Here is a 24,678-nt window from a genome sequence, read left to right on the forward strand (position 1 = left end):
CAGAGTGGACCGGCCGCGCCTCAGGCTGTCATCGGGCGCGGCAGCAGCAACGCGCCCGCTCGCACCAGCATCACGTGCAGGACAGAGTGTTCAGGCAGGACCAGGTATCGGGGCCGAATGTGCCGCCAGCGTGAGCGTGGGGGCTGTTCACTCGTGAGGGCGAGGTGGCCGTTGGTGGTCAGCACGGTGACGCAGTCGGGTCCGCAGCCTTGTCGACGGCCACGGCAACCCTCCAGACCCCATCCGATCACCGAGACCGATTGCGCCCCATCGGGTGTGCTCGGCCGGGAATGCTCGGCGGGCCGGATTCCGGCGCGGGCGAGCTGGTCGACGAATTCGGTGATCCGAATACTGGACCCGTCCAGCTCCGGACGCGGGTCTCGCTGCGTTGCGAATCGGTCTGGCATGGTGCCTCTTTCGACGAGCCACCACAGATGTGGCTACCCTAAGAGATTTTCCATCAATGGCCCCGGCGAAACCCGCTATTCCAGAGATCTGGCGGAGATGTGGTTGCACGCGGCGGTTTCGATCACCCGACGGCAGTCAGAGCCTTGTCGAAGATCGGCCAGGAGCGGTGCAGGTCTTCCTGCCAGTAGCCCCAGGAGTGGGTGCCGGTGGTGCGCATATCGAAGGTGGCGGGAATTCCGAGCTGGGAGAACCGTTCTCGCAGTTCCCTGGTGCACATATTCATGATCGCCTCGAGGGGAGCGCCGAAGAGCAACTGCCAGGTCAGGTGTAGAACGTCGCCGTGGGTGCCTTCGGGGGTGTCCAGATCCCCGGGGACGCCGCTACCGCTGGAGACGTAGATCGCGGTGCCGCGCAGGCGGTCTGCGTGCAGGTAGGCGTCGTTGGCCGCCCACCTCGTATCGTCGGGCGGGCCCCACATGTTGAGGGCGTTGCCGCGCTGGCGGGCTACCACCGCGGTGACGAAGGCTTGGCCCATGGGATCGCTGGTGCGCACGCAGCCGCTGTACGAGCCGATGGCCCGGAATCGGCCGGGTGCGGCCAGGGCGAGTTGGAAGACCGATGTTCCGGCCATTGAGATGCCCGCGATCGCGTTGGCTCCGCTGCCGTGCAGTGCCGAATCGATGATCGGTGGCAGCTCCGCGGTGAGGAAGGTCGTCCAGCGGGGGCGGCCGAGCATCGGGTCATCGAATGCCCAGTCGGTGAAGTAACTTCCGCCACCGCCGATCGGGATCACGACATTGACCTGTTTGCCGCGGAAGAACTCGGCCACATCGGTTTCGTCGTACCAGCTGCCCTCGGTACCGCCGTTGGCCCCATTGAGCAGGTACAGGGTCGGCGCGGGAGCGTTCGGGTCGGCCGCGCGCAACACGCGGCTGCGGATGACGGTGTTCATGGCGGCGGAGTACACGAACATATCGCTGACGCGGTCGTGCACGGGTTGGATGCGGTCCAGTCGCGAACCATCGGGCGCGCGCACCGGTTCCGAGGGCTCGGCATGACCGATCGCCGCGCTGAGCACACACAGCAGCAACGCCAAGCACGTCGCGATCGCTCGGTATCTGATTGTGCGCCAGCGGGATTCGATCGAATACCCCGTATCGATGAGAACGCCGGACGCGACCATGACTGACCCTCGATTCCTACCGCTGAGCACCCTGCGCCCGCGCCGCACCAAGACGCCGGGCGATATCAGGATTTCGAGTGAACGACATGCGATAGCCCTCTGACCAGCACGGCCGCGAAAGTCTGTGATCATTCCCAAGTCTGCGCACCGGTGACCGGATGGTCTCCCAATGCGTCGTGGCGGGCATTATCCCGCGATTTCCGTCAGGGGCGGCGATTCGAAATCGCCTGTGCCGAAATCATTGACCGGGGCAAATAGTGCGTGCTGAAGTCGTCCGGCCACCCCGGGAACCGACGTCCGAAAGGCTTCCATGACCGAGCCCTCCCCCACCGGTGACCGCCGCGTCGCGATCGTCACCGGTGCTGCGTCCGGCATCGGCCGCGCCACCGCTCAGCTGTTCGCCGAACGCGGGGAACATGTTGTTGCCGTGGATATTTCGCCGCGGGGATTGACTGACTTGGGCGAGAACATCGTGACCCTGTCCGGCGACGTCTCGGGCGAGGAGGTGAACCGGGCGGCGGTCGAGACGGCGCTCGACCGCTTCGGCCGCATCGATACCGTCGTGCTCAATGCCGGAACGGGCGGCACCCCGCCGCTGGAGTCACCCGGCGCGATTGATCGAGCCGATCACATCTTCGGGGTCAACCTGCGCGGGCCGATACTCGGTCTGCGCGCTGCGATTCCGGCACTGCGCAGATCTCGGGGATCGGCGGTCTTCACCGCATCGGTCGCAGGTCTGCGCGGCGATCCGGGGAACTGGGCCTACAACGCGTCCAAAGCGGCTTTGATCAATCTGGTCCGGGCGTTCGCGGTCGACTATGCGGCACAGGGGATTCGGGTCAACGCCCTCGCTCCCGGACTCACCCGCACCGGCATTACCGCCAACGTGCATCAGGATCCGGCCCTGCTGGCCGCGATAGAACGCCGGATCCCGCTCGGTCGATTCGCCGAACCGCGCGAGCAGGCCGAGGCGATCTGGTTCCTGGCCTCCCCCGCCGCCGGTTACATCACCGGCACCACCCTCGTGGTCGACGGCGGGGTCGACGCCAACCTCGGCGTCCTGCCGCTGCCGGGTCAGTCGTTCTGACCGGAGCGGGCATATCAACTCGAAAAGCGTCGAATAGACTTCGATCCCAACCGATCAGAGGGGCATGGACGTGACAGTGGATGCACCGCAGCCGAATTCACCCGATGAAGGCAACTGGCGGGACAACGGGGTACGCGTGGTCAAATCGAATCAACTCGATACGAACACACCGCAGACTCCGGGCATGAATCGGGCGGCGGCGATCGATGCCGCTCGCGTCGGCGCGCAGAAGCTCTGGGCCGGTACGGTCACCATCCACCCCGATGCCAAGACCGGCGCGCATCACCATGGCGAATTGGAAAGCGTCATCTATATCGTGCGCGGGCGCGCCCGGATGCGCTGGGGCGAGCACCTCGAATTCGTCGCCGAAGCCGAGCCCGGCGATTTCATCTTCGTTCCGCCATTTGTCCCGCATCAGGAAATCAATGCCAGCTCCGAGGAACCGCTGGAATGCGTGCTGGTGCGCAGCGATAGCGAAGCGGTCGTGGTCAATCTCGATATCGACGCGGCAGAGCAGCCGAGCACTGTGCTCTGGGTGGATCCCATCCATCAATCCCCGGTAAGTGAAGGTTGAGCCCGAATCCTGGCTAGGCTGTCTCACGGACTCGCATCTCTACTGCGGGTCCGCGGGAGGTGCGGCGTGGTCGTTGTGTTGGATACCGGTCTACTTCCGGCGAGTGAGCGGATCGAGGCCGCACAGGACCTTTTGTCCGACACCGAGATTCCGTCGATCAATCGGCTCGGGTCGGTGGCCGGTCAGCTGTGGCACCGGTTCACCGTATGGGATCTGGGCGAGGGCGTGCACGCCACACAGGTCGTCGGTACCGGTCTGAGTGTGCTGCGCGGCGATAAACAGCTGCGCGTGGCCGCACCCGAACGCGTCGGGCTCGGGGTCCAGTTGACCGGGTCCGGCACTTTTTCGCATTGCGGCGCGGATCAGGTCATCGAGGTCGGCGAACTCTCGCTCACCGACGGCACCAGTGTCTCGGACTATTCATCGAGCGGTATCGGCGGCTCCAAGGTGCTGATCTTCGACTACGACCAGCTCGCGCTGCCCATCGAAACCGTCCGCAGCGCGGCTCCCCGACTCAAATCGAGTCCGCTGTACGGATTGGTCTCCGCGCATATCGCCGCACTCGGCGAAGAGGGTGATATCGAACCCGGGCCCGCCCGAATCATGCTCAAATCGGCGACCACCCAATTGGTTCGGGCGCTGATCACCACCGCGGCCGCCGACCCGCGACAGCATGCGGACCTGCATGACACCCTGTATTTGCGGATAGCCGCCTATGTGGAACAGCATCTCGGTGACCCCGGTCTGAACGCCGAGCAGATCGCGCGGGCGCACAATATCTCGGTCCGGCATTTGTACAATGTCTGGTCCGCGCGGGGAATCCCGTTGAGCCAGTGGATCATCGGCGCTCGGCTCAAGGGCGCGCGGGCCGATCTCGCTCGGCAGGGTCGTACCGTACCGATCGCGGTGGTAGGGCGCAGATGGGGTTTCACCAACCCGGCGCATTTCGCTCGCCGCTTCCGCGACGCCTACGGCATGTCACCACGAGAGTGGCAGCAGAGCCAGTAACCGGCAGGCCCCTTGACGGATCTGCCTGATTCGGCACGGCACTGTGCTGTGCGTGCACGATCGGCGCGCTGGTGATTCACCTCGGCTCCGCGCCGCCCTAGCGTGACATCCGGACGACACGACGTGTTGGAAGCACGAGGACAGTCCGGCACCCGCGGAAGCCGGACTCGGGTGGATCGACTCTCGAGCTCAGGCGGCGCTGATGACCGATATCGTGGACCAAGCGCCCGCGCCGACCCGCGCGCCGTTGGTCGGAAGAGCGGCGGAATGCCTTGTGCTGGAAGCTTTCACGAACAAGGTGCGGGCGGGGCTGAGTGAAGCGCTGGTACTGGCCGGAGCGCCCGGAATCGGCAAGACCCGTTTGCTCGACCATATCGCCGATTCCGCCCACGACCTGCTGGTGTTGCGAACCTCGGGCATCGAGTCCGAATCGCCCCTGGGATTCGCGGCGCTGCACCGCCTGGTGCGACCGTTCCTCGACCGCCGCGAACGCCTGCCCGAGCCGCAAAAAGCCGCGCTGGGTGCGGCTTTCGGACTCGTCGCGGGCCCGGCACCCGATCGCTTCCTGGTGAGTCTGGCGACGCTGAGCCTGTTCGCGGAGCTGGCGAGCGAGCGTCCCCTGCTCTGCCTCATCGATGACGCGCAATGGCTCGATCGTGAATCCCGTGAGGCATTGACCTTCGTCGCACGCCGACTGCACGCCGAAGGTGTCGGAATGCTGTTCGCGGTGCGCGAATTGGCTTCGGACAGTGCGCTTTTCGAAGGGCTGCCGGGGCACGTTCTGGCCGGACTCCCCGGCCCGGCCGCGCGGGAATTGCTGGCCCGCATCGCACCGCGCTTCCTCAACGACGACGTCGCCCGGACGCTGACCGAACAAACCGACGGCAACCCGCTCGCCTTGATGGCCCTGGTGTCCTCGCTGACCACCGAACAATTAGGCGGCACAGCGGCATTGCCCGAACCGCTGCCCATCGGCTCGCGCCTGGCCGCATGTTTCCTCGAGCGCATTGAAGCGCTCACCAAACGCACCCGGGATCTGCTGCTGCTCGCCTCGATCAGCCCGATCCGCGATGAGGCTCTGCTGTGGCGTGCGGCGGCGCTGCTCGGATTGTCCGAGGACGACGCCGACCCCGCCGTAGAGGCCGGAGTGCTGTTGCGCGGCAACGGTTTCGCGTTCTCCCATCCGCTGATTCGTTCCGCCGTGTACGCGGCCGCGCATCCGGGTGGTTTGCGGCGCGCGCATCAGGCGATCTCCGCGGCCTGCGATCCGGACCACGACCCCGACCTGCGCGCCTGGCATCTGGCCGCGGCCACGGCGGGTGCCGATGAGGCGGTCGCGCGAGATCTGGAGAATTCCGCGCAGCGCGCCCGAGCCCGCGGCGGCTATGCGGCCGAAGCGGTGTTACTGGCGCGCGCGGCCGAGTTGACTCCCGCGGTATCACGGCGTGATGAGCGGAGATTGGTTGCGGCCCAGGTGTATCTGATGTGCGGTGATCCGCAATCGGCACAGCGCCTGCTGCGCGAATCGCACCCGGCCAGCCGGGTGCCGGCGATGCGAGGACGCGCGCGCTGGCTCGAAGCGGCGATCGAGACTTACTTCTGCCGATTCGAAGATCAGCCCGCGCTGCTGCTGGCCGCCGCGGCGGAGTTGGATCCCGGCGACGGTGATCTGGCCTGGCTCATGCTCTCCCAGGCGTTGAGCGCGGCGATGCTGTCCAGGGAAGTCACCGTGGGGACCACGCTGACGGAGGTCGCCCGCGCGACGCTCGACGCGTTCGAAAGGCGAGCCGCGTCATCAGCGCATGACCTGTGCATCGTCGCCCTGGCCACCCGGATCAGCGAGGGGTACGCCGCCGCGGTCCCCCGGTGGCGTACCGCGCTGGCGGCCCTGCGCGACGGGGAACTCGGCGAACAGGGCATGCCGTTGGCGGTTTTCGCTCATTTCGCGAGCGATGAGCTGTGGGACGACAATGCCAGGCAGGCCCTGTTCGCCCGGCTGCGGAACTTCGACCGGGACAACGGCGCACTCGTCGGACTGCGAGTCGTCCTGGAATGCCAGGCGACCGACGCGCTGCGATCGGGTCGGCGTGAGGAGGCCGCGAGCTATCTGTCCGAGTCCCATGAGTTGCTCACGGTGATCGGACTGCCGGAGGAGAACTACATGCAGCGGCTGGAGCTGCTGGTGTGGAGTGGCGCGGAAGCGCAGGCCCGCGCGCTGGCGTCGAGTGTGGAGGGAGCGGACTTCCCGTCGCGGGCCATGCAGGCGGCGGTGGCCGCGCGCGGCATGATCGTGCTCGAGTTGAGTCTGGGGAACTATCGCGCGGCGCTGGAGCGGGCGCGGTGTCTCTATGACGACGATGTGCCCGGGCACAGCAATCTGGTGCTCGCGGATATGGTCGAGGCGGGGGTTCGCGCGCAGGAGAACGCGCTGGCGGCGCTGGCCCTGGCCAGACTCGATACGCAGGCGCGGGCCAGCGGAACGCCTTGGGCGCTGGGGTCTTTGGCACGGGCGCGGGCATTGCTCGCGGACGATGACACCGCGGCGGCTCTGTATCGGGAGGCGATCGATCGGCTCGGGCAGACCACGGTCGTCGTCGATCTCGCCCGCACCCATCTGCTGTACGGCGAATGGCTGCGCCGGCGCAAACAGCGACTCGAAGCCCGGGTCCAGCTGCGGCTTGCCTACGACATGTTCTGCACGGCACGCGCCCCGCTCTTCGCCGAGCGGGCCCGTGCCGAACTCGCCGCCACCGGTGAACGTGTGCATCGAAGAACGCTGGCACCCGACCCACAGCTCACCCCGCAGGAAACCCAGATCGCCGCATTGGCGGCCGAAGGCGCGACCAATACCGAGATCGCGGCGCGGCTCTATATCAGCACCTCCACCGTCGAATACCACCTCACGAAGATCTTCCGGAAGCTCTCGGTGACCTCGCGCAGGCAACTTCGTTCGACGCTGGGGTCGGGAGACTAGAAAAACACTGGGGGGTTTCTCCGATTCGCCGGGTGGTGCGCGCGAGGTCTCATGAACGGGTCAACTCCACCGACCTCGCAGGGAGACATCGTGACTCCGGTTCTTTTCATCCACGGACTCTGGCTGCACTCGACATCGTGGCAACCCTGGCTCGGCCTGTTCGGCGAACAGGGGTACCAGGTCTCCGCGCCGGGTTGGCCCGGTGAACTCGACACCGTCGAGGCAGCGCGGGCCACACCCGAGGGCGTGGCGGGTTATGGCATCGATGACGTGGTCGAGCACTATGCCGCGATCATCGCCGAGCTGCCCGAGCTGCCGATCCTGATCGGGCATTCCTTCGGCGGCATGGTCGCCCAGAAACTGCTCGGGCAGGACCGTGCCCGAGCCGCCATCGCCATCGATGCCGCACAGATCAAAGGTGTACTGCCGCTGCCACTTTCGGCGCTGCGCTCGACCACGCCGGTGTTCAAGAACCCCGCCAACCGGAACCGGGCGGTATCGCTGACCTCCGAAGAGTTCCGGTACGCGTTCGGAAACGCGATTCCGGCCGAAGAATCCGACGAACTGTACGAGCGGTGGGCGGTGCCCGCTCCGGGCAAACCGCTCTTCGAAGCGGCAGCAGCCAATTTCAACCCGCATTCCGCGGCGAAGGTCGACACCGCCAACGAAGCGCGCGGCCCACTGCTGCTGATCACCGGCGGCAAGGACCACACCGTTCCCGAGGCCGTCACCAGGGCGACACTGAAGCAGTACCGGCATTCCGACGCGGTCACCGACTTCCTGGAGTTCCCGGATCGCGGGCATTCGCTGGTCGTCGATCACGGATGGCGCGAAGTCGCCGACGCCTGCCTGTCCTGGTTGAAGAGCCAGGAGCTCTGAGCACCGCGATGTTCGACCTGAACCTCGCGGGCAAAGTTGCCGTCGTGACCGGAGCAGGCCGGGGCATCGGCCTGAGCGTGGTGAAAGCACTTGCCGCCGAGGGTGTTTCAGTAGTCGCCGGATCACGCACCGGGAGCCCGGACCTGACCGAACTGGCCACCCGCGAGGGCGTGCGAACACCGTTGATCGATCTCAGCACCGCCGACGGGCCCCAGCAATTGATCGATGAGGCGGTGAGCGCATTCGGCGGAATCGACATCGTGGTCAATAATGTCGGCGCTGTCATCCCCCGCGTACAGGGTTTCCTCGCCGTCACCGACGAGGACTGGCTGTGGTCCCTGACCACGAACCTGCTCGTCGCGGTCCGCACGGCCCGCGCCGCACTGCCATACCTGATCCAGCGCGATAGCACCTCCATCGTGACGATCAGTTCGGTCAACGCGACCCTGCCCGACCCCGGCGTCATCGACTACTCCGCCGCCAAAGCCGCCCTGTCGAACTTCAGCAAATCATTGTCGAAAGAGTTTGGACCACAAGGTGTTCGCGCGAACACCATCTCACCGGGACCCGTCACCACAGCGCTGTGGCTCGGCGATCAGGGCGTCGCCGCCGTAGTCAGTGCCGCAGCCGCAGCCGATCCCGACGAGGTGGTCCGCCAGGCCGCCGCCAAGAGCGTCACAGGCCGCTTCACCCATCCCCAGGAGGTCGCCGACCTGGTGCTGCTGCTGGCCAGCGACCGAACCGCCAATGTCACCGGCGCCGATTTCCGGATCGACGGCGGACTCATCGAAACACTCTGAATCCGCTTCACCCGGACGACCGGCCCGGTGAGCGCCCTCTGAGCCCATGGCGGAAAGTGCGGTATTCGTGGCGCGTAAAGTGGGGCGCATACTCCTGCACACGCGCAGACTTGTCCCGCGCCACTAATTCAGAAGCTCTGTGTTCCAACAGTTTCCAGCTGTCACCGCGACACATCGAGTATCCGACGAAGAAGGAGTCTCACATGCCTTTCATTACCACGCCGGACGGCGTCGATATCTTCTACAAGGACTGGGGCACTGGTCAGCCCATCGTCTTCAGCCACGGCTGGCCGCTGTCCTCGGACGACTGGGACGCGCAGCTGATGTTCTTCCTGTCCCACGGGTTCCGGGTGGTGGCCCATGACCGGCGCGGACACGGCCGCTCGGCGCAGGTTGCCGACGGCCACGATATGGACCACTACGCCGACGACCTGGCTGCGGTCGTCAACCACCTCGATCTGTCCAACGCCGTGCACATCGGTCATTCCACCGGCGGCGGCGAAGTCGTCCGCTACCTCTCGCGCCACGGCCAGGACCGCGCCGCCAAGGCCGTGCTGATCAGTGCGGTGCCGCCGATCATGGTCAAGACCGCCGATAACCCGGGCGGGCTGGACAAGTCGGTGTTCGACGGCATTCAGGAACAGGTCGCCACCAACCGGGCGGACTTCTTCCGCACGTTCGCCGAAGGACCGTTCTACGGCTACAACCGTCCCGGCGCGCAGCCGTCGGAGGGAATCATCGCCAACTGGTGGCGTCAGGGCATGGCGGGCGGGGCCAAGGCGCACTATGACGGTGTCGTCGCGTTCTCCCAGACCGACTTCACCGAAGAACTCACCAAGATCACCATCCCCACCCTGGTGCTGCACGGTGAGGACGATCAGGTGGTCCCGATCCAGGACGCCGCCATCCGCTCGGCCGAACTGCTGCCCAACAGCACGCTCAAGACCTACCCGGGCTTCCCGCACGGCATGCCGACCACCGAGGCCGCGACCATCAACGCCGACCTGCTCGCCTTCATCCAGTCCTGAGCAGCCCCGGCATCAGCCGATGCCCTCGACCGCCCAGCCGCCCAGCAGTAGGGGGCGGCTGGGCGTTGGTCTGTTCGGCACCTGTGCGGCCCAGTTCGGTCGCGAGACGGAATACTCGGATGGCATGACCTTCACGGATGCTGAAATCGACTATCTCCGATCGCAACCGTTGGCTCGCCTCGCGACCCGCGCCACCGACGGACAGCCCGATGTCGTCCCGGTAGCTCTCGAGTTCGACGGCACCCACTTCTGGGTGGGTGGCGCTTCGACCTTCCTCCACACACGCAAATCGCGCAATATCGCCGACGGCAACGCCGAGGTAGCACTCGTGATCGACGACCTGGTCTCACTCGACCCGTTCATCGCGCGCGGCCTGCGCATCTACGGACTCGCCGAACCGCCCGTAGCACGCACGGGCATGGTCGGACCCGGCTACTACGTGCGGATCACTCCCACCCAGTCCTGGAGCTGGAATCTGGACGGTGCGCCGGCGGGTGACCAATGGTACGAAACCCGCCACACTCGCCATGACGGTGACGTACGCGGAGATCCTCGAATCAGCTGACGGCCATTACCGCCAGCCGACCCCGTAGTCGTCCCCGAGCTCGCGTTCGCGCTGCTGCCCGGCGACATCGACACCGCCGTGCCACTGACCAGGGACGACATCGGACCCAAGGATCGCCCTTTCCACATCCACCACACTTCGATACAGTTTGTCTCGAAACTTCGAAACAAACTGTCTCACAGGAGGTGTGGTGCGACCACCGGATCCACGTACGGTGCGCAGTCGCGATGCCGCGCTCGCATCGGCCCGGGACCTGTTGATCGAGCAGGGTGCGGCCGGCCTGACTCATGCCGCCGTCGCGGCACGCAGCGGGATCAGCCGCGCCACGCTGTACCGGCTGTGGCCGGAGCCGACCGATCTGGTGCGCGCCACCATCACCCTGCACATCACCCTCGCCCGGTCTCAGCCGACCGGTGACCTGCGCGCGGACCTGCTGACCGCACTGGCCACAGCACGGGAGATGCTGCACGAACCGGCCAGCGAGCAGGCGATGCGCGTGATGATCGAAAAGGCCGGTGCCGACCCGAAATTCGCGGAGGTCAAGGAGTCGCTGTACCGCTCGGGCACCCACATGGTGCGCACGATCCTGTCCGATGCCATCGCCCGCGCCGAACTGCCGCACGACCTCGATATCGACCTCGCCGTCGATCAACTGCACGGTCCGCTCTTCTTCCGCAGGCTCGTCGCCAACCGAACCTTCGACCTCGACTACGTACACACGGTCGTCGAGGACTTCCTGCGCCGTCACCACGCGAAAACAACGCACTCACAAGGAATCCCGTGACAACTCTCACCGTCGCCCGCGTCCTCGCCATCCTCGTCGCGGTCGTCACCACGTTCGGCGCACTGCTCGCCGACTTCGTCATCCCCGCCACCGCCGCCCAACACATGCGCAACGACAGATGGCCACCGCACGCGAAATTCCACGACGCCCAATACATCGTCATGTCGATCCTGCTCGGCGTCCTCGCACTGGCACTGCTCACAACATCCGCGAGCAACGCACAATTCGCCGTAGTCACGGCCTGCGCGATGCTCGCCACCCCGTGGCTGGGCCTACTCGGCGCACTACTGTTCCCCCGCACCGCCATACACGATCCCGAATTCCACAACAGACCCATCGTCGGACTGCACCCCCAGGTGCTCTTGTCCGCGATCCTGCTTGTCGTGCTGCTCGTCGCCGCCCTACTCGCCGCCCGAAGCTGACGACCGCGCGTTCGTACGATCATCCAGTCGGAGTGTTCCCGGCGGATCCGATTTCTGTCCTCCCCGATAAATCATGTGATGACAGGGTGTTTCGCGTTGACCGGCACGCCGGGCCGACGTACTTTCACTGCATACCCGCACCGGAAGCCTGAGAGGAGGCGAGGATGGTTGCTCGTTCCGATCTTCGTCGCCTTGCTCATCGGGCAGCCTGGGTGCCCGGTCGCGTCGCGCACGGGATTTGATAACCGCTTTCGTCCTGTCCTGATTCGCGCTCGCCTCGCGATCGCGCACTCGAAAAAGAAAGCGGCCTAAAATGGCGATTCCAGATATGCACACGTCCGGGTACGGCAGGGGCGGCGTGAGATGGTAGCCGCACACATCACTATAAACGGTGTCGGCGCATCGCTTTCGGTTGCGACAGCGCACACCAGCCTTTTGGATTTCCTGCGTGATCGCGGGCTCACCGGAGCCAAAGAAGGCTGCGCGGAGGGGGAATGCGGTGCGTGCTCGGTGCTGGTGGCCCGGCCCGGCGTTACCGTGCTCACCGAATGGGTCGCGGTCAATGCGTGCCTGATTCCCGCGGCGGCTCTGGACGGTCAGGAGGTCGTCACTGCGGAGGGGCTCGGATCGGTGTCCGCGCCGCATCCGGTACAGCGCGAGATGGCGGTGCGCGGTGGATCCCAATGTGGTTATTGCACTCCGGGATTCGTCTGCAGTATGGCCGCGGAGTATTACCGGCCCGACCGGACGCCCGAGTCCTGCGACGGGCACGGTGAGCACGGGCCCTGCGACGGGCACGGTGAGCACGGGCCGAACGGATTCGACCTGCACGCGCTGAGTGGAAACCTGTGCCGCTGTACCGGTTACCGGCCCATTCGCGACGCCGCGTACGCCGTCGGCACACCCGCCGTCGACGACCCGCTCGCGCATCGCCGCACCGAACCGTCGCCGGAACCTGTTCCGACCGTGCTGCACGAGCACGGAAACACCTTCGTGCGCCCGGCGAATCTGACCGAGGCCCTGCGGCTGCTGCGCGAACATCCGGAGGCCGTGGTTGTGGCGGGATGCACCGACTGGGGTGTGGAGGTCAATATCCGTGCGCGCCGCGCGGAATACGTGCTCGCGGTCGACCGACTACCCGAATTACGTGGTCTGCGTATCGAATCCGATCACATCGACATCGGCGCCGCACTCACGCTCACCGAAATCGAACGCCGCCTGGCGGGGCGGGTGCCGCTGCTCGCGGAACTGTTCCCGCAGTTCGCTTCCCGGCTCATCCGCAACAGCGCCACCCTCGGCGGCAATCTGGGCACCGCATCGCCGATCGGCGACGCCCCGCCGGTGCTGCTGGCCTTGGACGCGACCCTGGTACTGGTCGATTCGGACGCCGAACGTGAAGTGGCACTGGCCGATTACTTCACCGGCTACCGGCAGACACTCCGGCGACCGGACGAATTGATCCGCGGTATCCGCATCCCGCTGCCGCTGTCACCGCTGACCGCGTTCCACAAGATCGCCAAACGGCGCTTCGACGATATCTCCAGTGTCGCGGTCGCTTTCGCCCTCGATATCGACGACGGTGTGGTCCGCACCGCACGCATCGGCCTAGGCGGAGTGGCCGCGACACCGCTGCGTGCTCTGAAAACCGAAGCGGCGCTTACCGATCAGCCGTGGACCGAGGAGACCGTCGCCGCCGCGGCACGGGTGCTGTGTACCGAGGGCACCCCGCAGGACGATCACCGCGCCAGCGCGAACTACCGCACCTCGATGCTCGGCCAAAGCCTGCGCAAACTTTTCGCCGAATCCACCGAGGCGGTGCCGTCATGAGCACGCTGTCACAGCGACCCGAGAATCCGAGCGTCGGCGCGGCCATACCGCACGAGGCCGCCGCACTGCACGTCACCGGAACAGCGCTCTACACAGACGATTTGGTGTATCGCACCAAAGATGTGCTGCACGCGTATCCGGTACAGGTCATGCGGGCACACGCGCGCATCCGCGCACTGCGCACCGAACCCGCGCTCACCGTGCCGGGCGTGGTTCGAGTCCTCACCGCCGCCGATGTCCCCGGCGTCAACGACGCGGGCGTCAAGCACGACGAGCCGCTGTTCCCCACCGATGAGATCTGCTTCTACGGGCACGCGGTGTGCTGGGTACTCGGTGAGACGCTCGAAGCCGCCCGGCGCGGCGCGGCGGCCGTCGAGGTCGATCTCGATCCGCTGCCCGCGCTCATCACCATCGCCGAGGCGGTGGCGGCCGACAGCTTCCAGGGCGCACGGCCGGTCGTGCGGACCGGGGACACCGACGCCGGATTCGCCGCGTCGGCGCACGTGTTCAGCGGCGAGTTCCAGTTCGCCGATCAGGAGCACTTCTACCTGGAAACCCATGCGGCACTTGCCCATATCGACGAGGGCGGGCAGGTGTTCGTGCAGAGCAGCACCCAGCATCCGTCCGAGACCCAGGAGATCGTGGCGCATGTGCTCGGACTGCGCAGTTCCGAGGTGACCGTGCAATGTCTGCGCATGGGTGGCGGTTTCGGCGGTAAGGAGATGCAACCGCACGGTTTCGCGGCCGTCGCGGCCTTGGGTGCTCAGCTCACCGGACGGCCGGTTCGATTGCGGCTCAACCGAACTCAGGATATGACCATGTCCGGTAAGCGGCACGGCTTCCACGCCGCGTGGCGCGTCGGCTTCGACGCCGACGGACGGCTGCTCGCGCTCGATGCCACGCTGACCGCCGACGGCGGCTGGAGTCTGGATCTGTCCGAACCGGTGCTGGCCCGCGCGCTCTGCCATATCGACAACATCTACTGGATTCCCAACGCGCGCATCAGCGGTCGCATCGCCAAGACGAACAAGACCTCCAATACCGCCTTCCGCGGTTTCGGTGGTCCGCAGGGCATGATCGTCATGGAGGACATTCTCGGACGCTGCGCTCCGCTGCTGGGTCTGGATCCATTGGAGTTGCGGCAGCGCAACTTCTATCGAGCCGGACGGCACACCCCGTACGGCCAGCCGGTGCGCCATCCCGAACGCATCGCCGCGACCTGGGATCAGGTGATCGAGAACGGCGATGTTCGCGAGCGGCAGCGCGAGATCGCGGCATTCAACGCCGCGCACCCCCATACCAAGCGGGGACTCGCGCTCACCGGTGTGAAGTTCGGTATCTCGTTCAACCTGACCGCGTTCAATCAGGCCGGTGCGCTGGTGCTGATCTATAAGGACGGCTCGGTGCTGATCAATCACGGCGGCACCGAGATGGGTCAGGGCCTGCACACCAAGATGCTGCAGGTGGCCGCGACCACGCTCGGCATTCAGCTGCACAAGGTTCGGCTCGCGCCCACGCGAACGGACAAGGTGCCCAACACATCCGCCACGGCCGCCAGCTCCGGCGCGGATCTCAATGGCGCTGCGGTGAAGGACGCGTGCGAGCAGCTGCGCGGGCGGCTGGTGGAGGTTGCCGCGTCGCGATTCGGAGTTGAGCCAGCCCAGGTGCGGATCGTGGACGGGGTGGCTCGCGCACTCGGGTCCGACGAACCGGGACTGGAGTGGGATGACCTGGTGAACAGCGCCTACTGGCGACGAGTTCAGTTGTCCGCGACCGGTTTCTATCGCACCGAGGGCCTGCACTGGGATTCGGCGACCATGCACGGTTCGCCGTTCAAATACTTCGCCTACGGTGCGGCGGCCACCGAGGTGGAGATCGACGGCTTCACCGGCGCATACCGCATCCGCCGCGTCGACATCGTGCACGATGTCGGAGACAGTCTCTCCCCGCTCATCGATATCGGCCAGGTGGAGGGTGGATTCGTGCAAGGCGCGGGCTGGCTCACTCTCGAGGATCCGCGCTGGGACACCACGGCCGGACCCGGACAGGGACGGCTGCTGACGCAGGCGGCCAGCACCTACAAGCTGCCGAGCTTCTCCGAGATGCCCGAGACCTTCAACGTGACGTTGCTGGCGAACGCCACCGAGGAGGGCGCGGTCTTCGGCGGAAAGGCCGTCGGCGAACCACCTTTCATGCTCGCCTTCTCGGTGCGCGAGGCGCTGCGCCAAGCCGCGGCGGCATTCGGCCCCGGGGGTGTGAGCGTCGAACTCGCCGCCCCGGCCACCCCCGAGGCGGTGTACTGGGCAGTCGAAGCGGCCCGCAACGGAGCCAAAGACGAACCCAACAGGAACGGCAGGGGCGAACCAACCGCCAAGGCCGAAGGCGACGGCGAAGTCACCGCCGACGCGAGCCGGGCCGGTGTCTGAGATGACGTGGGTGACGGCGGTCGCGCAATTGCGCGACCGCCGAGAACCCGGCGTACTCGTCACCGTGGCGACCGTCCGGGGTCATGCCCCACGCCGCCCGGGTGCGAAACTCGTTGTCGGCGTGGCACAGACGTGGGGGTCGATCGGCGGCGGCAATGTCGAGGCCGCCGCCGTGGATCGCGCGCGCGAATTGCTGTGCCGCACCGATGATCCGGAGCCCGAACTGATGGAATTCGCCCTCAACGACAAGGTGCTCAACCGCCACGGTGTGCAATGCTGCGGCGGCGAGGTCACCATCCTGCTGGAACCGCTGCCGGTGACGCCCGCGGTGGCCATCTTCGGCGTTGGCCATGTCGGAATGGAGCTGGCGCGCATACTGGCCCGCCATGATCTGGACCTGCACTTGATCGACACCCGGCCCGAGATGCTCGATCCGGAACGCCTCGGGGTGCTCTCCGATGCGGTGGCACGGGTGCACGCGCACCACACCCCGCTGCTGCCCGAGGAGGTCCTCGCGCAGCTGCCGCCCGGGACGCATGTGCTGATCATGACCCACGATCACGCGGAGGACGCCGCGCTCTGCGACGCCGCCTTGCGGCTGGATCACCTCGGCTCCATCGGGCTCATCGGCTCCTCCGCCAAATGGTCCCGATTCCGGCATCGGCTCATCGCCGAGGGCAAGCACGCACCGGAGGCGCTCGCTCGCATCAAGACCCCGATCGGGCTGCCGGAGATCACCGGCAAGGAACCGGCGATCATCGCGGTGAGCGTTGCCGCGGATCTGCTGCGCACCATGACCGATGCCACCGCGCAGACACAGGATCCGGTCGTCGCATCGCCGTCGCCCCTGTGTTCGACGCCGTCGGCACGGTCGGTTCCAGCGTCGGCACACCCGGTCGTCACCGACCGCTGAAACCTCGAATCATGTTCCACCACAACATATCCCGTTCGAGCATGCGGTCACGACCGAACTGTTAGCGTGATGTATGCGATTGCGATCCGTACTCACCTTCTCTGACCTGGGGTTCGAATTGGTCACCGGCGACGCGGACCTCGATCGCGAGGTGCGCTGGGTGGTCACCACCGACCTGATCGATCCGAGCCGCTACCTGTCCGGCGGCGAGCTGGTGGTCACCGGAATGCACTGGCGGCACGAACCGTCGGACAGCGACGCCTTCGTGCACGCGTTGGCCACAGCCGGTGTCGCGGGCATGCTGGCGGGCCAGGCCCGATACGGCGGGATTCCGGACGATGTGGTGCGAGCTTGTCGTCGGCACGGGGTGCCGCTGCTGCGGGTGCCGGAGCGGGTCAGCTTCTCGGTGGTGGTCGAACAGCTCAACCGCGAGCTCTCCACCGGCCATGCCGGGGGTTTGACCGCCATGCTGGATCGGCACCGTCGGCATATCTCGGGCAACGGACTCACCCCGGTGCTGGAACTGCTGCACCGCGACCTCGGAATCCGCTGCTGGATCATGACCCCGACCGGACGCGTTGTGGCCGGACCGCAGCCGCCCCCGCACGGTGCGGCGGCCGCCTTCCTCACCGCGCGCACTTTCCCGGTGGTACTGCGGGAGCAGGAAATTCGCTATTCGATCGTGGCCGCCGACGAAAAGCACACACCTCGGGTGCTGGACTGGCTCCTGGTGTTCGCGGCCGACTTCAGTGACTGGTCCACCGAAAGGCGCGCTCTGGCAAGCGAATTGTGCGCACTGGTCGCCTCCGAGCGCGGACGCCAGGACGAGCGGCTCAGCGCGGAGAACAGGGTCGCGCAGCGACTCATCCAATTGATCGTGGCCGACACCGAACCCGAACAGCTCATTTCGGCATTGGAGCTGACGGGCCTGCGCCCGGGCGGCAGCTACATCGCGGTCGCCCTGACGGCGGGCACCCTGCGCGAGAACCACGCGTTGGAACTGCTGATCGACCTGCTCGACGGCCAGCACGCGCTCGCGGGCGTAATCGACGGCACCGCAATCGCATTGATTCCGGCCGGCGAGGTCGACGCCGATATCCGCCGCGCCGTCACCGCCTTGGCGCCCGGGCTGGGCAATGATCGGATCTGCGTCGGTATCAGCGCGGCGACGGATCGGACCGGATTGCGCGCCGCGGTCGAGGAAGCCCGCTACGCCTGCGGTTTGGCGCCGCGCGATGAGCTGAGCAGCGTGGTCGGTCAGCACGAATTGGCTACCAGGACAATGCTGCTCGCGGGCATCCCCGAGCTGATCGGCCGCAAATTCCGTACCCGCCTGCTGGAACCGCTGCTCACCTATGATCGTGAGCACCACGCCGATCTGGTGCTCACCCTGCGGACGTTCCTCGATGAGTCCGGCTCCTGGGCCAGGTGCGCGAATCTGATGTTCGTCCATGTGAATACGCTGCGCTACCGCATCGCGCGCATCGAGGAGCTCACCGGTCGCGACCTGTCCCGCTTCGAAGACCGAGTCGACTTCTATCTGGCGCTATCGCTGAGCTGAGCGGGCACGCCCAGCGCGATATCCTCCGGTCGCACCGGAACCCGCGGCAGATCCAAACCCGTCGCATCCCGCAACGCGTTCAGAATGGCCGGGGTGGAGGACAGCGTCGGCGGTTCACCGACACCGTTGAGACCGTAGGGCGCGTCCGGATGCGGGAATTCGAACAGTGTGATCGGCATCGACGGCACATCGGCGATGGTGGGGATCAGATAGTCGGTGAACGACGGATTGCGCAGCCGCCCTTGGTCATCCAGCAGAATCTCCTCCATCAGCGCCAACCCGAGCCCCTGTGCGCTGCCACCCTCGATCTGACCCTCGACGGCCATCGGATTCATCGCCTTGCCGACATCCTGCGCCGCGGCCAGCTCCACCACCCGCACCAACCCGAGTTCCACATCGACATCGACCACGGCGCGGTGTGCGCAGAAGGCGAAGGCGATGTGCGCATTGCCCTGGCCGCGTTCGGGATCGATCCCCTCGGTCGGGCGATGGTGGTATTCGAAGATCCGCTCGAGAGTGTCAGCACCCACCGTGTCGGCTATGGTCGCCACCGTCGCCCCCGTCAGCACATCGGCGATGGCGTTATCCCGCAACACAAGTCCGGACGCACCGCGACCGGACGCGGCGGCCGCGCGCCGAAGCACCTCGGCCGCGATCTGCTTGCACGCACCCTGCACCGCACCGCTGGACATCCAGGTCATGCGGGACGCCGACGCGGAACCGGCATCACCGATTTGGGTGTCGGCGGGCAGCACCACCACATTGGTCACTCCCAATTCCGTTGTGGCGATCTGGGATTGGACCGTGGTGATGCCCTGACCGCATTCCGCGGCCGCGGTGTGGATGGACACCACCGGCTCCCCGGCGGCGACCGACAGCGTCACCCGGGCGGTCGAATAGTCATCGACTCCACCCGAGTAGCCGATCGCCTTGACACCCACCGCATAGCCGATGCCGCGCCGAATCCCTTCGCCGTGGGTCACATTGCCGACACCGCCGGGCAGCAGCCGCACATCCCAGCTCGTCTCCGCGGGCGGGAGCGGCCGGTCCCGCAGCGATTCCAGCAGTTCCCGCACCGGAGCGGGACCGTCGATCGGCTGTCCGGTGGGCAGCACCGTACCGGTCACCATGGTGTTCTTCAGGCGCAGCTCGAGCGGGTCCATGTCCAGCGCGCGGGCGAGCTTGTCCATATTGGATTCGCAGGCGTACGCCGACTGCACCGCGCCGAAACCGCGCATGGCACCGCAGGGCGGATTATTGCTGTACACCGCGAGGCCATCGATTTCCGCATGCGGGACCTCGTACGCACCGGCGACGAAATACGAGGCGTTCGCGATCACCACCGGCGAGGTCGAGGTGTACGCGCCGCCGTCGAGCACCAGACGCGCCTTGACATAGACGAGCTTTCCCTCGCGCGTCGCACCGTGCTCGTAGTACATCTTCGCCGGATGCCGATGCACATGTCCGAAGAAGGATTCGTACCGGTTGTAGACCATCTTCACCGGTTTGCCGAGGCGCAGGGCCAGCATGCAGGCGTGCACATGCACCGAGAGATCCTCGCGCCCGCCGAAGGCTCCGCCCACCCCCGCCATGGTCAGGCGCACCTGCTCCGGCGGCAAGGCCAGACACGGTGCGAGCTGTTCGAGATCCTTGTGCAGCCATTGGGAGGACACGTACAGTTCCACGCCGCCGTCGGGACTGGGCACGGCCAGGCCCGATTCGGGTCCGAGGAACGCCTGGTCCTGCATGCGGACCTCGTAGTCTCCGGTGACGACGACTTCGGCTTCGGCACGGGCCTTTTCCATATCGCCGTGCCGAATCTTCACGTGCCGCACCAGATTCGAGCCCTCGTGAATCGGGGAAGCGTCCGGGTCCAGCGCGCGTTCGGGATCGGTGAGGGGAGTCAACTCCTCGTACTCGACGATCACCAATTTCGCTGCCCGCCGGGCGGTTTCGGGATGGTCCGCCGCCACCAGCGCCACCGGTTCGCCCTGATAGCGCACCCGGTCCATGGCCAGCACCGGCTGGTCGGCGATCTTCATTCCGTACGTCTTCGCGCCGGGCACGTCCTCGTGGGTCAGCACGGCGCAGACCCCCTCGACCGCCAGCGCCGCGCTCACATCGATGGACCGGATCCGCGCCGAGGCGTGCGGGCTGCGCACGGTACTCCCCCAGACCATGCCCTCCATCCACAGATCCGAGGAGTAGGCGAATTCGCCGGTCACCTTGAGCAATCCGTCTGGACGCCGCGCACTGGCTCCGACGCCGAGACCTGCGCTGGTGCGAGCCTCACGCACCAGCGTGGGCGTTCCGCTGTGGGCGGTCGGGGTGGGTTGTGTGCCAATTATTTCGGGCATTGACCTGGCTCCTGCGGCTGTGCGGCGTACTGGACGCCGAGGGAAATCGAGCGGGAGGTTCCGGTCCATCCCCGTGAAAATTCACCCACCACAGCCTGCGGTGCATCCCTACCGGACCCCTCGGGGCAGTCTATACCGGCGGTCCCTATGATTGCATGTAATGTGCCGACCGCATCGAAGAAAGGCCGCCGTGATGACGGATTCGCCTGGCCTGGCGGCCATTTCCGCCACGGCGTCGCTCACCGAGAGCACCTACGAAGCGCTCAAGACCGCCATCTTCCGCAATCAACTCACCCCGGGAACGCCATTGAGCGTGCCCGAACTGGCCCGCCAGCTCGAGGTGAGCCGCACCCCGGTGCGCGAGGCGGTGCAGCGGCTGATCTACGAGGGGCTGGCGGTGCACGCACCGCACCGCGGCGCCCAGGTCAGCCAGGTCGACCTGGACGACCTGCGGGAACTGTATGTGGTGCGGGAAGTGCTGGAGGGCTTGGCCGCTCGCCTGGCCACCGAGCGCCTGGACGGCGCGGGGCTGACCGCGCTGCGGGACACGGTCGCCGAGCATGAGCGCGCGCTGACCGCCGGCGCGGACCAGGCCACCCATATCGAATTGGACGTGCGGTTTCATCGGCTGGTGCGTGAGGTGGCGGGAAGTCCGCATCTGAACGCGGCATTGGAGCCGATCGCCGGGCGCTCGCATATCGCCCTGCATTCGCTGTGGCGCAATGCCGACGCACCGCGGCTGGCCCTGGACGAGCACACGGAGGTCGTGGCCGCCATGGCAACGGGTGATCCGGAACTGGCCGAGGCGGCGGCGCGGCGGCATATCTCCCGGCTGCGAATCCGGCTCTCGCAGGCCAAGTTCCGCGATGAGACGACCGCCGACGCACCGCGCCGGCGCAAGCCCCTGCTCACCGGCGCGGACGCCTCCACCGCGACCGGCGACCCGGCACCTGAGGGTGCCGGGTCGCCGGGGTGAAGCGCTGAATCTCAGCCGAGCGCTGCCTCTTCCGCCCGCGCCGACGGGGTGTACCCGCTGTAGTGGTCGGCGTGGGTATTGGCGGCCGAGGCCTGCGGCACCTCACCGCGCAGATACGCCTCCGCCTCGGCCTGATCCTTCGGCGGCGGTGTCGGGGCCAGCCCGAGCAGCTTGGCCATATTGTTTCCGAGATACCCCTCGAGGTCGTCCTCGGACAGGTTCAGGCCCTGCGGCGGCTCATGGCACAGCACCTCGAGTTCACGCGCCCACATACCGGGTTCATTGGGCGGGGAATCGGTGCCGAAGACCATCTTGCTCTTCTTCATCTCCTTCGCGAATTCGACGATGCGAGATTGCAGCAGCCACCCGGATTCACCGATGACGTTCTTCGAATCCTGAATCATCCAGAACGCCTCGAAGCAATAGACGCCACCGGTCTGCACCCCGAAGTGCCCTAGAATGAAGTTCACATTCGGGAACTCGCGGATGATCGGATAGAACTGCGTGGGAATGGAATACGGGCCGTCGCCGGTGTGAATCAGCACGGTCACGCCCAGTTCGTCGCAGACCCGCAGGGCCGGGCGCAGCCAGTCCAGCGCCCGGTCCGGGCGGTAGGAGTGCATGTTCGCGTGCAGTTTCATCATTTTGTAGCCGTGCTCGCGCACATGGAAGGCCAGTTCGGCGGCGCCGTTCTCCGGCCCGAATCGCGGGTTGTAGATGAAGTTTCCGACGAAGCGGTCCGGATACTCCTGCACCAGCCGGGTGATATAGGCCTGGTAATCGCGAATGCCTTCGCGGCCACTGCGATTGCCTTCCCGCCAGGCCGTATTGCCCGGCGGCGGCATAATGCAGCTGACGTCGACCCGGCGGGGTTTTCCGTTGATCCAGAACGGGCCGTCCATCATCTTCAGCACGCGTTCGCCGGTGAATGGTTCACCGGTGTGGCGCCACGCTTCGTCCACGAGATTGGTCGGATGTACGTGGGTATCGATGATCACAATGATTTCTCCTGATCAGGTCGGGATGAGATCCCCGGCCGCGAATCACACGCACCTTCGGGCCACCGCCTCCCACGGTGGTCGAGCCTGGCCCGACCGGCGGGCTCGATAGCACGAGTTGACCACAGCTACGGCGAGCGCGTCAACGGATTGCATGTAATCCGTGCTCGCATGGCTGTCGCATAGAGCCAGTTCAGCACATGACATCTCGCGACGAAGGTGTGATCTTGATCAAAATTCGCCGTTGACAAATGACTTTGCGCCCGGTTTACATGTATGTGCCTCCGGTACAACGAAACCGGATGGCATTGCCGGTGACCTCCCGACTTGGGTTAAACCGTTCGGCGCACACCAGGACTCCGCGTTCTGGCGGGAGTACAGCTCCCACGCCACGGATTGAGGCGGCCCGGCTGGTACAGCCGCGCCGCCAGGGAAGGCACAGGCGGCTATGACCCCTCCAACCACCCCCCATTGCGACCTACTCCTGACCGGCGGGACCGTGATCACGGTCGACGACGCCCGCACCATCCACGAACACGCGACCGTCGCGGTCCGCGGATCACGCATCGTCGCGGTCGGCCCGGACGACGAATTCGCCGACTGGCGAACCGATTCGGTGATCGACTGCCGCGGCAAAGCGGTACTGCCCGGCCTGGTCGACGGGCACAACCATCTGGCCCAGGCCCTGGCCCGCGGACTCGGCGAAGGCATGTCCATCGTGCCGTGGCTGTGCGAGTTCATGTGGCCCTACTCGATCGCGATGTCCTCGCAGGACGCGATAGCGGCCGCGCGGCTCGGCGTGGTGGAGGCACTGCGCGCAGGCACCACCACTATTATCGAAAACCACTACGCACCAAGCGATCTGACGACCACCATGGCGGTCGCGCAGGTCATGGAACAGGCCGGACTGCGCGGTGCGGTAGCGCGCGGCATGCTCGGTGATCGCACCGAGATCGCGGCCCGGCGCGGGCAGCCCGACGGGTTGTTCCGCTACGACACCGCCAGCGAAGTGGCCATGACGCGCGAGGCGATGCAGCAGCGGCCACGCGGCTCGATGGTCGAAATCTGGCCCGCCGCACTCAATCTCGCCTACGTGGACCAGCGGGTGGTGCGCGGTTGTGTGGACCTGGCCACCGAATTCGACACCCACTGGCACACCCACTGCTGTGAGAGCAGCGGTGATCCCGCCAGCTACCTCGACGCCTACGGGGTGCGGCCGGTGCAATGGCTGGCCAAGGCCGGACTGCTCGACGAGCGCGCGACGCTCGCACACGCCATCTGGCTCGACGCCGAGGAGATCGAACAGGTCGCGATGGCGGGTGCGAAGATCGCCCACAATCCCTCCTCCAACGCCTATCTCGCGTCGGGCACCCTGCGCCTGCGCGACCTGCGTGCGCTCGGTGCCACCGTCGCCCTGGGCAGTGATGGTCCCAGCTGCGGACATCGCCAAGACCTGTTCGAGGCAATGAAACTCACGGTCTACGCGCAGCGGCTCGCCACCGGCGACCCCACCGCCTGCCGCGCCGAGGAAGCACTCGAACTGGCTACCCGCGAGGGCGCGAAGTACGCCGGCATCGATGCCGGTGTACTCGCACCCGGAAAGCTCGCCGACATCATCGTCGTCGGCCTCGACCGGCCGCATATTCAGCCGGTTCACAATCCGGTGAGTTCGCTGGTCTATTCCGCGCGCGGTGCGGATGTGGAGGTCACGATCGTGGGCGGCCGCATCGTCTATCAGCATGGCCGCTGCCTGCTCATCGATGAGGACGCGGCCATCGACGAGGCCCGGGAGCGGGCACAGCAACTGGTCGCGCGGGCCGGCATGCAAGCACTACGTCAGCCGCTATCGCGCTGAGTGCTTGCCGCCCAACCTCTTTCGACGCCGTCCCCGCGTCGCACCGCTCGTCC

Annotated in this window: 20 protein-coding genes; 16 read left to right on the forward strand and 4 right to left on the reverse strand. The window is 66.4% G+C overall.

Translation table 11 applies throughout. From position 1 onward, the window contains the following. Nucleotides 1-20: 20 nt before the first annotated feature. Both AB0L82_RS36545 and AB0L82_RS36550 read right to left on the reverse strand, forming a co-directional pair. Nucleotides 21-407, reverse strand: a complete 387-nt coding sequence (locus tag AB0L82_RS36545; protein WP_364647362.1) for a hypothetical protein — start codon at nucleotides 405-407, stop codon at nucleotides 21-23. A gap of 122 nt (nucleotides 408-529) precedes the next feature. After that, nucleotides 530-1,498 (reverse strand): alpha/beta hydrolase family protein, encoded by a 969-nt coding sequence (locus AB0L82_RS36550; protein WP_364647567.1) that lies wholly within the window; start codon nucleotides 1,496-1,498, stop codon nucleotides 530-532. A gap of 403 nt (nucleotides 1,499-1,901) precedes the next feature. Between AB0L82_RS36550 and AB0L82_RS36555 the strand changes: the two genes are divergently transcribed. The 14 genes from AB0L82_RS36555 (at nucleotide 1,902) to AB0L82_RS36620 (ending at nucleotide 18,439) form a co-directional block, all read left to right on the forward strand. Then, entirely contained in the window at nucleotides 1,902-2,678 is a 777-nt protein-coding gene (locus AB0L82_RS36555) for an SDR family oxidoreductase (protein WP_364647365.1), read from the forward strand. Nucleotides 2,679-2,748: 70 nt separating this feature from the next. Further along, nucleotides 2,749-3,252: a cupin domain-containing protein gene (locus tag AB0L82_RS36560; RefSeq protein ID WP_364647368.1), complete on the forward strand. Its 504-nt coding sequence runs from the start codon at nucleotides 2,749-2,751 to the stop codon at nucleotides 3,250-3,252. Nucleotides 3,253-3,318: 66 nt separating this feature from the next. Continuing rightward, a complete protein-coding gene (locus AB0L82_RS36565; RefSeq protein ID WP_364647371.1) occupies nucleotides 3,319-4,260 on the forward strand; it encodes a helix-turn-helix domain-containing protein in 942 nt (313 codons plus the stop codon). A 202-nt stretch (nucleotides 4,261-4,462) separates the two neighbouring features. Then, on the forward strand, nucleotides 4,463-7,234 hold the full coding sequence (locus AB0L82_RS36570; RefSeq protein ID WP_364647374.1) for a LuxR family transcriptional regulator: 2,772 nt from the start codon (nucleotides 4,463-4,465) through the stop codon (nucleotides 7,232-7,234). A 90-nt stretch (nucleotides 7,235-7,324) separates the two neighbouring features. After that, nucleotides 7,325-8,113, forward strand: coding sequence for an alpha/beta hydrolase (locus AB0L82_RS36575; protein WP_364647377.1), 789 nt, complete (start codon nucleotides 7,325-7,327; stop codon nucleotides 8,111-8,113). Nucleotides 8,114-8,121: 8 nt separating this feature from the next. Beyond that, nucleotides 8,122-8,913 carry an SDR family oxidoreductase gene (locus AB0L82_RS36580; RefSeq protein ID WP_364647380.1) on the forward strand — a complete coding sequence of 264 codons (792 nt, stop codon included), beginning with the start codon at nucleotides 8,122-8,124 and terminating at the stop codon, nucleotides 8,911-8,913. 203 nt (nucleotides 8,914-9,116) lie between these two features. After that, a complete protein-coding gene (locus AB0L82_RS36585; protein WP_364647383.1) occupies nucleotides 9,117-9,941 on the forward strand; it encodes an alpha/beta hydrolase in 825 nt (274 codons plus the stop codon). A gap of 124 nt (nucleotides 9,942-10,065) precedes the next feature. Beyond that, entirely contained in the window at nucleotides 10,066-10,506 is a 441-nt protein-coding gene (locus AB0L82_RS36590; protein ID WP_364647386.1) for a PPOX class F420-dependent oxidoreductase, read from the forward strand. Between the two features lie 190 nt (nucleotides 10,507-10,696). Further along, on the forward strand, nucleotides 10,697-11,290 hold the full coding sequence (locus AB0L82_RS36595) for a TetR/AcrR family transcriptional regulator (protein ID WP_364647389.1): 594 nt from the start codon (nucleotides 10,697-10,699) through the stop codon (nucleotides 11,288-11,290). After that, nucleotides 11,287-11,712: a DUF6640 family protein gene (locus AB0L82_RS36600; protein WP_364647392.1), complete on the forward strand. Its 426-nt coding sequence runs from the start codon at nucleotides 11,287-11,289 to the stop codon at nucleotides 11,710-11,712. The genes AB0L82_RS36595 and AB0L82_RS36600 overlap by 4 nt, the downstream gene beginning before the upstream one ends. A 363-nt stretch (nucleotides 11,713-12,075) precedes the next feature. Continuing rightward, a complete protein-coding gene (locus AB0L82_RS36605) occupies nucleotides 12,076-13,539 on the forward strand; it encodes an FAD binding domain-containing protein (protein WP_364647395.1) in 1,464 nt (487 codons plus the stop codon). Continuing rightward, the gene (gene xdhB, locus AB0L82_RS36610) at nucleotides 13,536-15,965 is read left to right on the forward strand and encodes a xanthine dehydrogenase molybdopterin binding subunit (protein WP_364647398.1); all 2,430 of its coding nucleotides are present in this window, start codon (nucleotides 13,536-13,538) and stop codon (nucleotides 15,963-15,965) included. Before AB0L82_RS36605 ends, xdhB begins: the two co-directional genes overlap by 4 nt. A gap of 1 nt (nucleotide 15,966) precedes the next feature. Continuing rightward, nucleotides 15,967-16,878, forward strand: a complete 912-nt coding sequence (gene xdhC, locus AB0L82_RS36615) for a xanthine dehydrogenase accessory protein XdhC (protein ID WP_364647401.1) — start codon at nucleotides 15,967-15,969, stop codon at nucleotides 16,876-16,878. Nucleotides 16,879-16,951: 73 nt separating this feature from the next. Next, a complete protein-coding gene (locus AB0L82_RS36620) occupies nucleotides 16,952-18,439 on the forward strand; it encodes a PucR family transcriptional regulator ligand-binding domain-containing protein (protein ID WP_364647404.1) in 1,488 nt (495 codons plus the stop codon). Here the strand turns inward: AB0L82_RS36620 and pucD are convergent. After that, nucleotides 18,415-20,796, reverse strand: a complete 2,382-nt coding sequence (gene pucD / locus AB0L82_RS36625) for a xanthine dehydrogenase subunit D (protein WP_364647407.1) — start codon at nucleotides 20,794-20,796, stop codon at nucleotides 18,415-18,417. The genes AB0L82_RS36620 and pucD overlap by 25 nt on opposite strands. Nucleotides 20,797-20,989: 193 nt before the next feature. Between pucD and AB0L82_RS36630 the strand changes: the two genes are divergently transcribed. Then, nucleotides 20,990-21,772 (forward strand): GntR family transcriptional regulator, encoded by a 783-nt coding sequence (locus AB0L82_RS36630; protein WP_364647410.1) that lies wholly within the window; start codon nucleotides 20,990-20,992, stop codon nucleotides 21,770-21,772. 11 nt (nucleotides 21,773-21,783) lie between these two features. Here AB0L82_RS36630 and AB0L82_RS36635 read toward each other — a convergent pair whose 3' ends face one another. After that, on the reverse strand, nucleotides 21,784-22,770 hold the full coding sequence (locus tag AB0L82_RS36635; RefSeq protein ID WP_364647413.1) for an amidohydrolase family protein: 987 nt from the start codon (nucleotides 22,768-22,770) through the stop codon (nucleotides 21,784-21,786). Between the two features lie 448 nt (nucleotides 22,771-23,218). Between AB0L82_RS36635 and AB0L82_RS36640 the strand changes: the two genes are divergently transcribed. Further along, nucleotides 23,219-24,625 carry an amidohydrolase gene (locus AB0L82_RS36640; RefSeq protein WP_364647415.1) on the forward strand — a complete coding sequence of 469 codons (1,407 nt, stop codon included), beginning with the start codon at nucleotides 23,219-23,221 and terminating at the stop codon, nucleotides 24,623-24,625. Nucleotides 24,626-24,678: the final 53 nt, after the last annotated feature.

Origin of the sequence: Nocardia sp. NPDC052001 (assembly GCF_040680615.1) — a bacterium.
Classification (GTDB): Bacteria; Actinomycetota; Actinomycetes; order Mycobacteriales; family Mycobacteriaceae; genus Nocardia.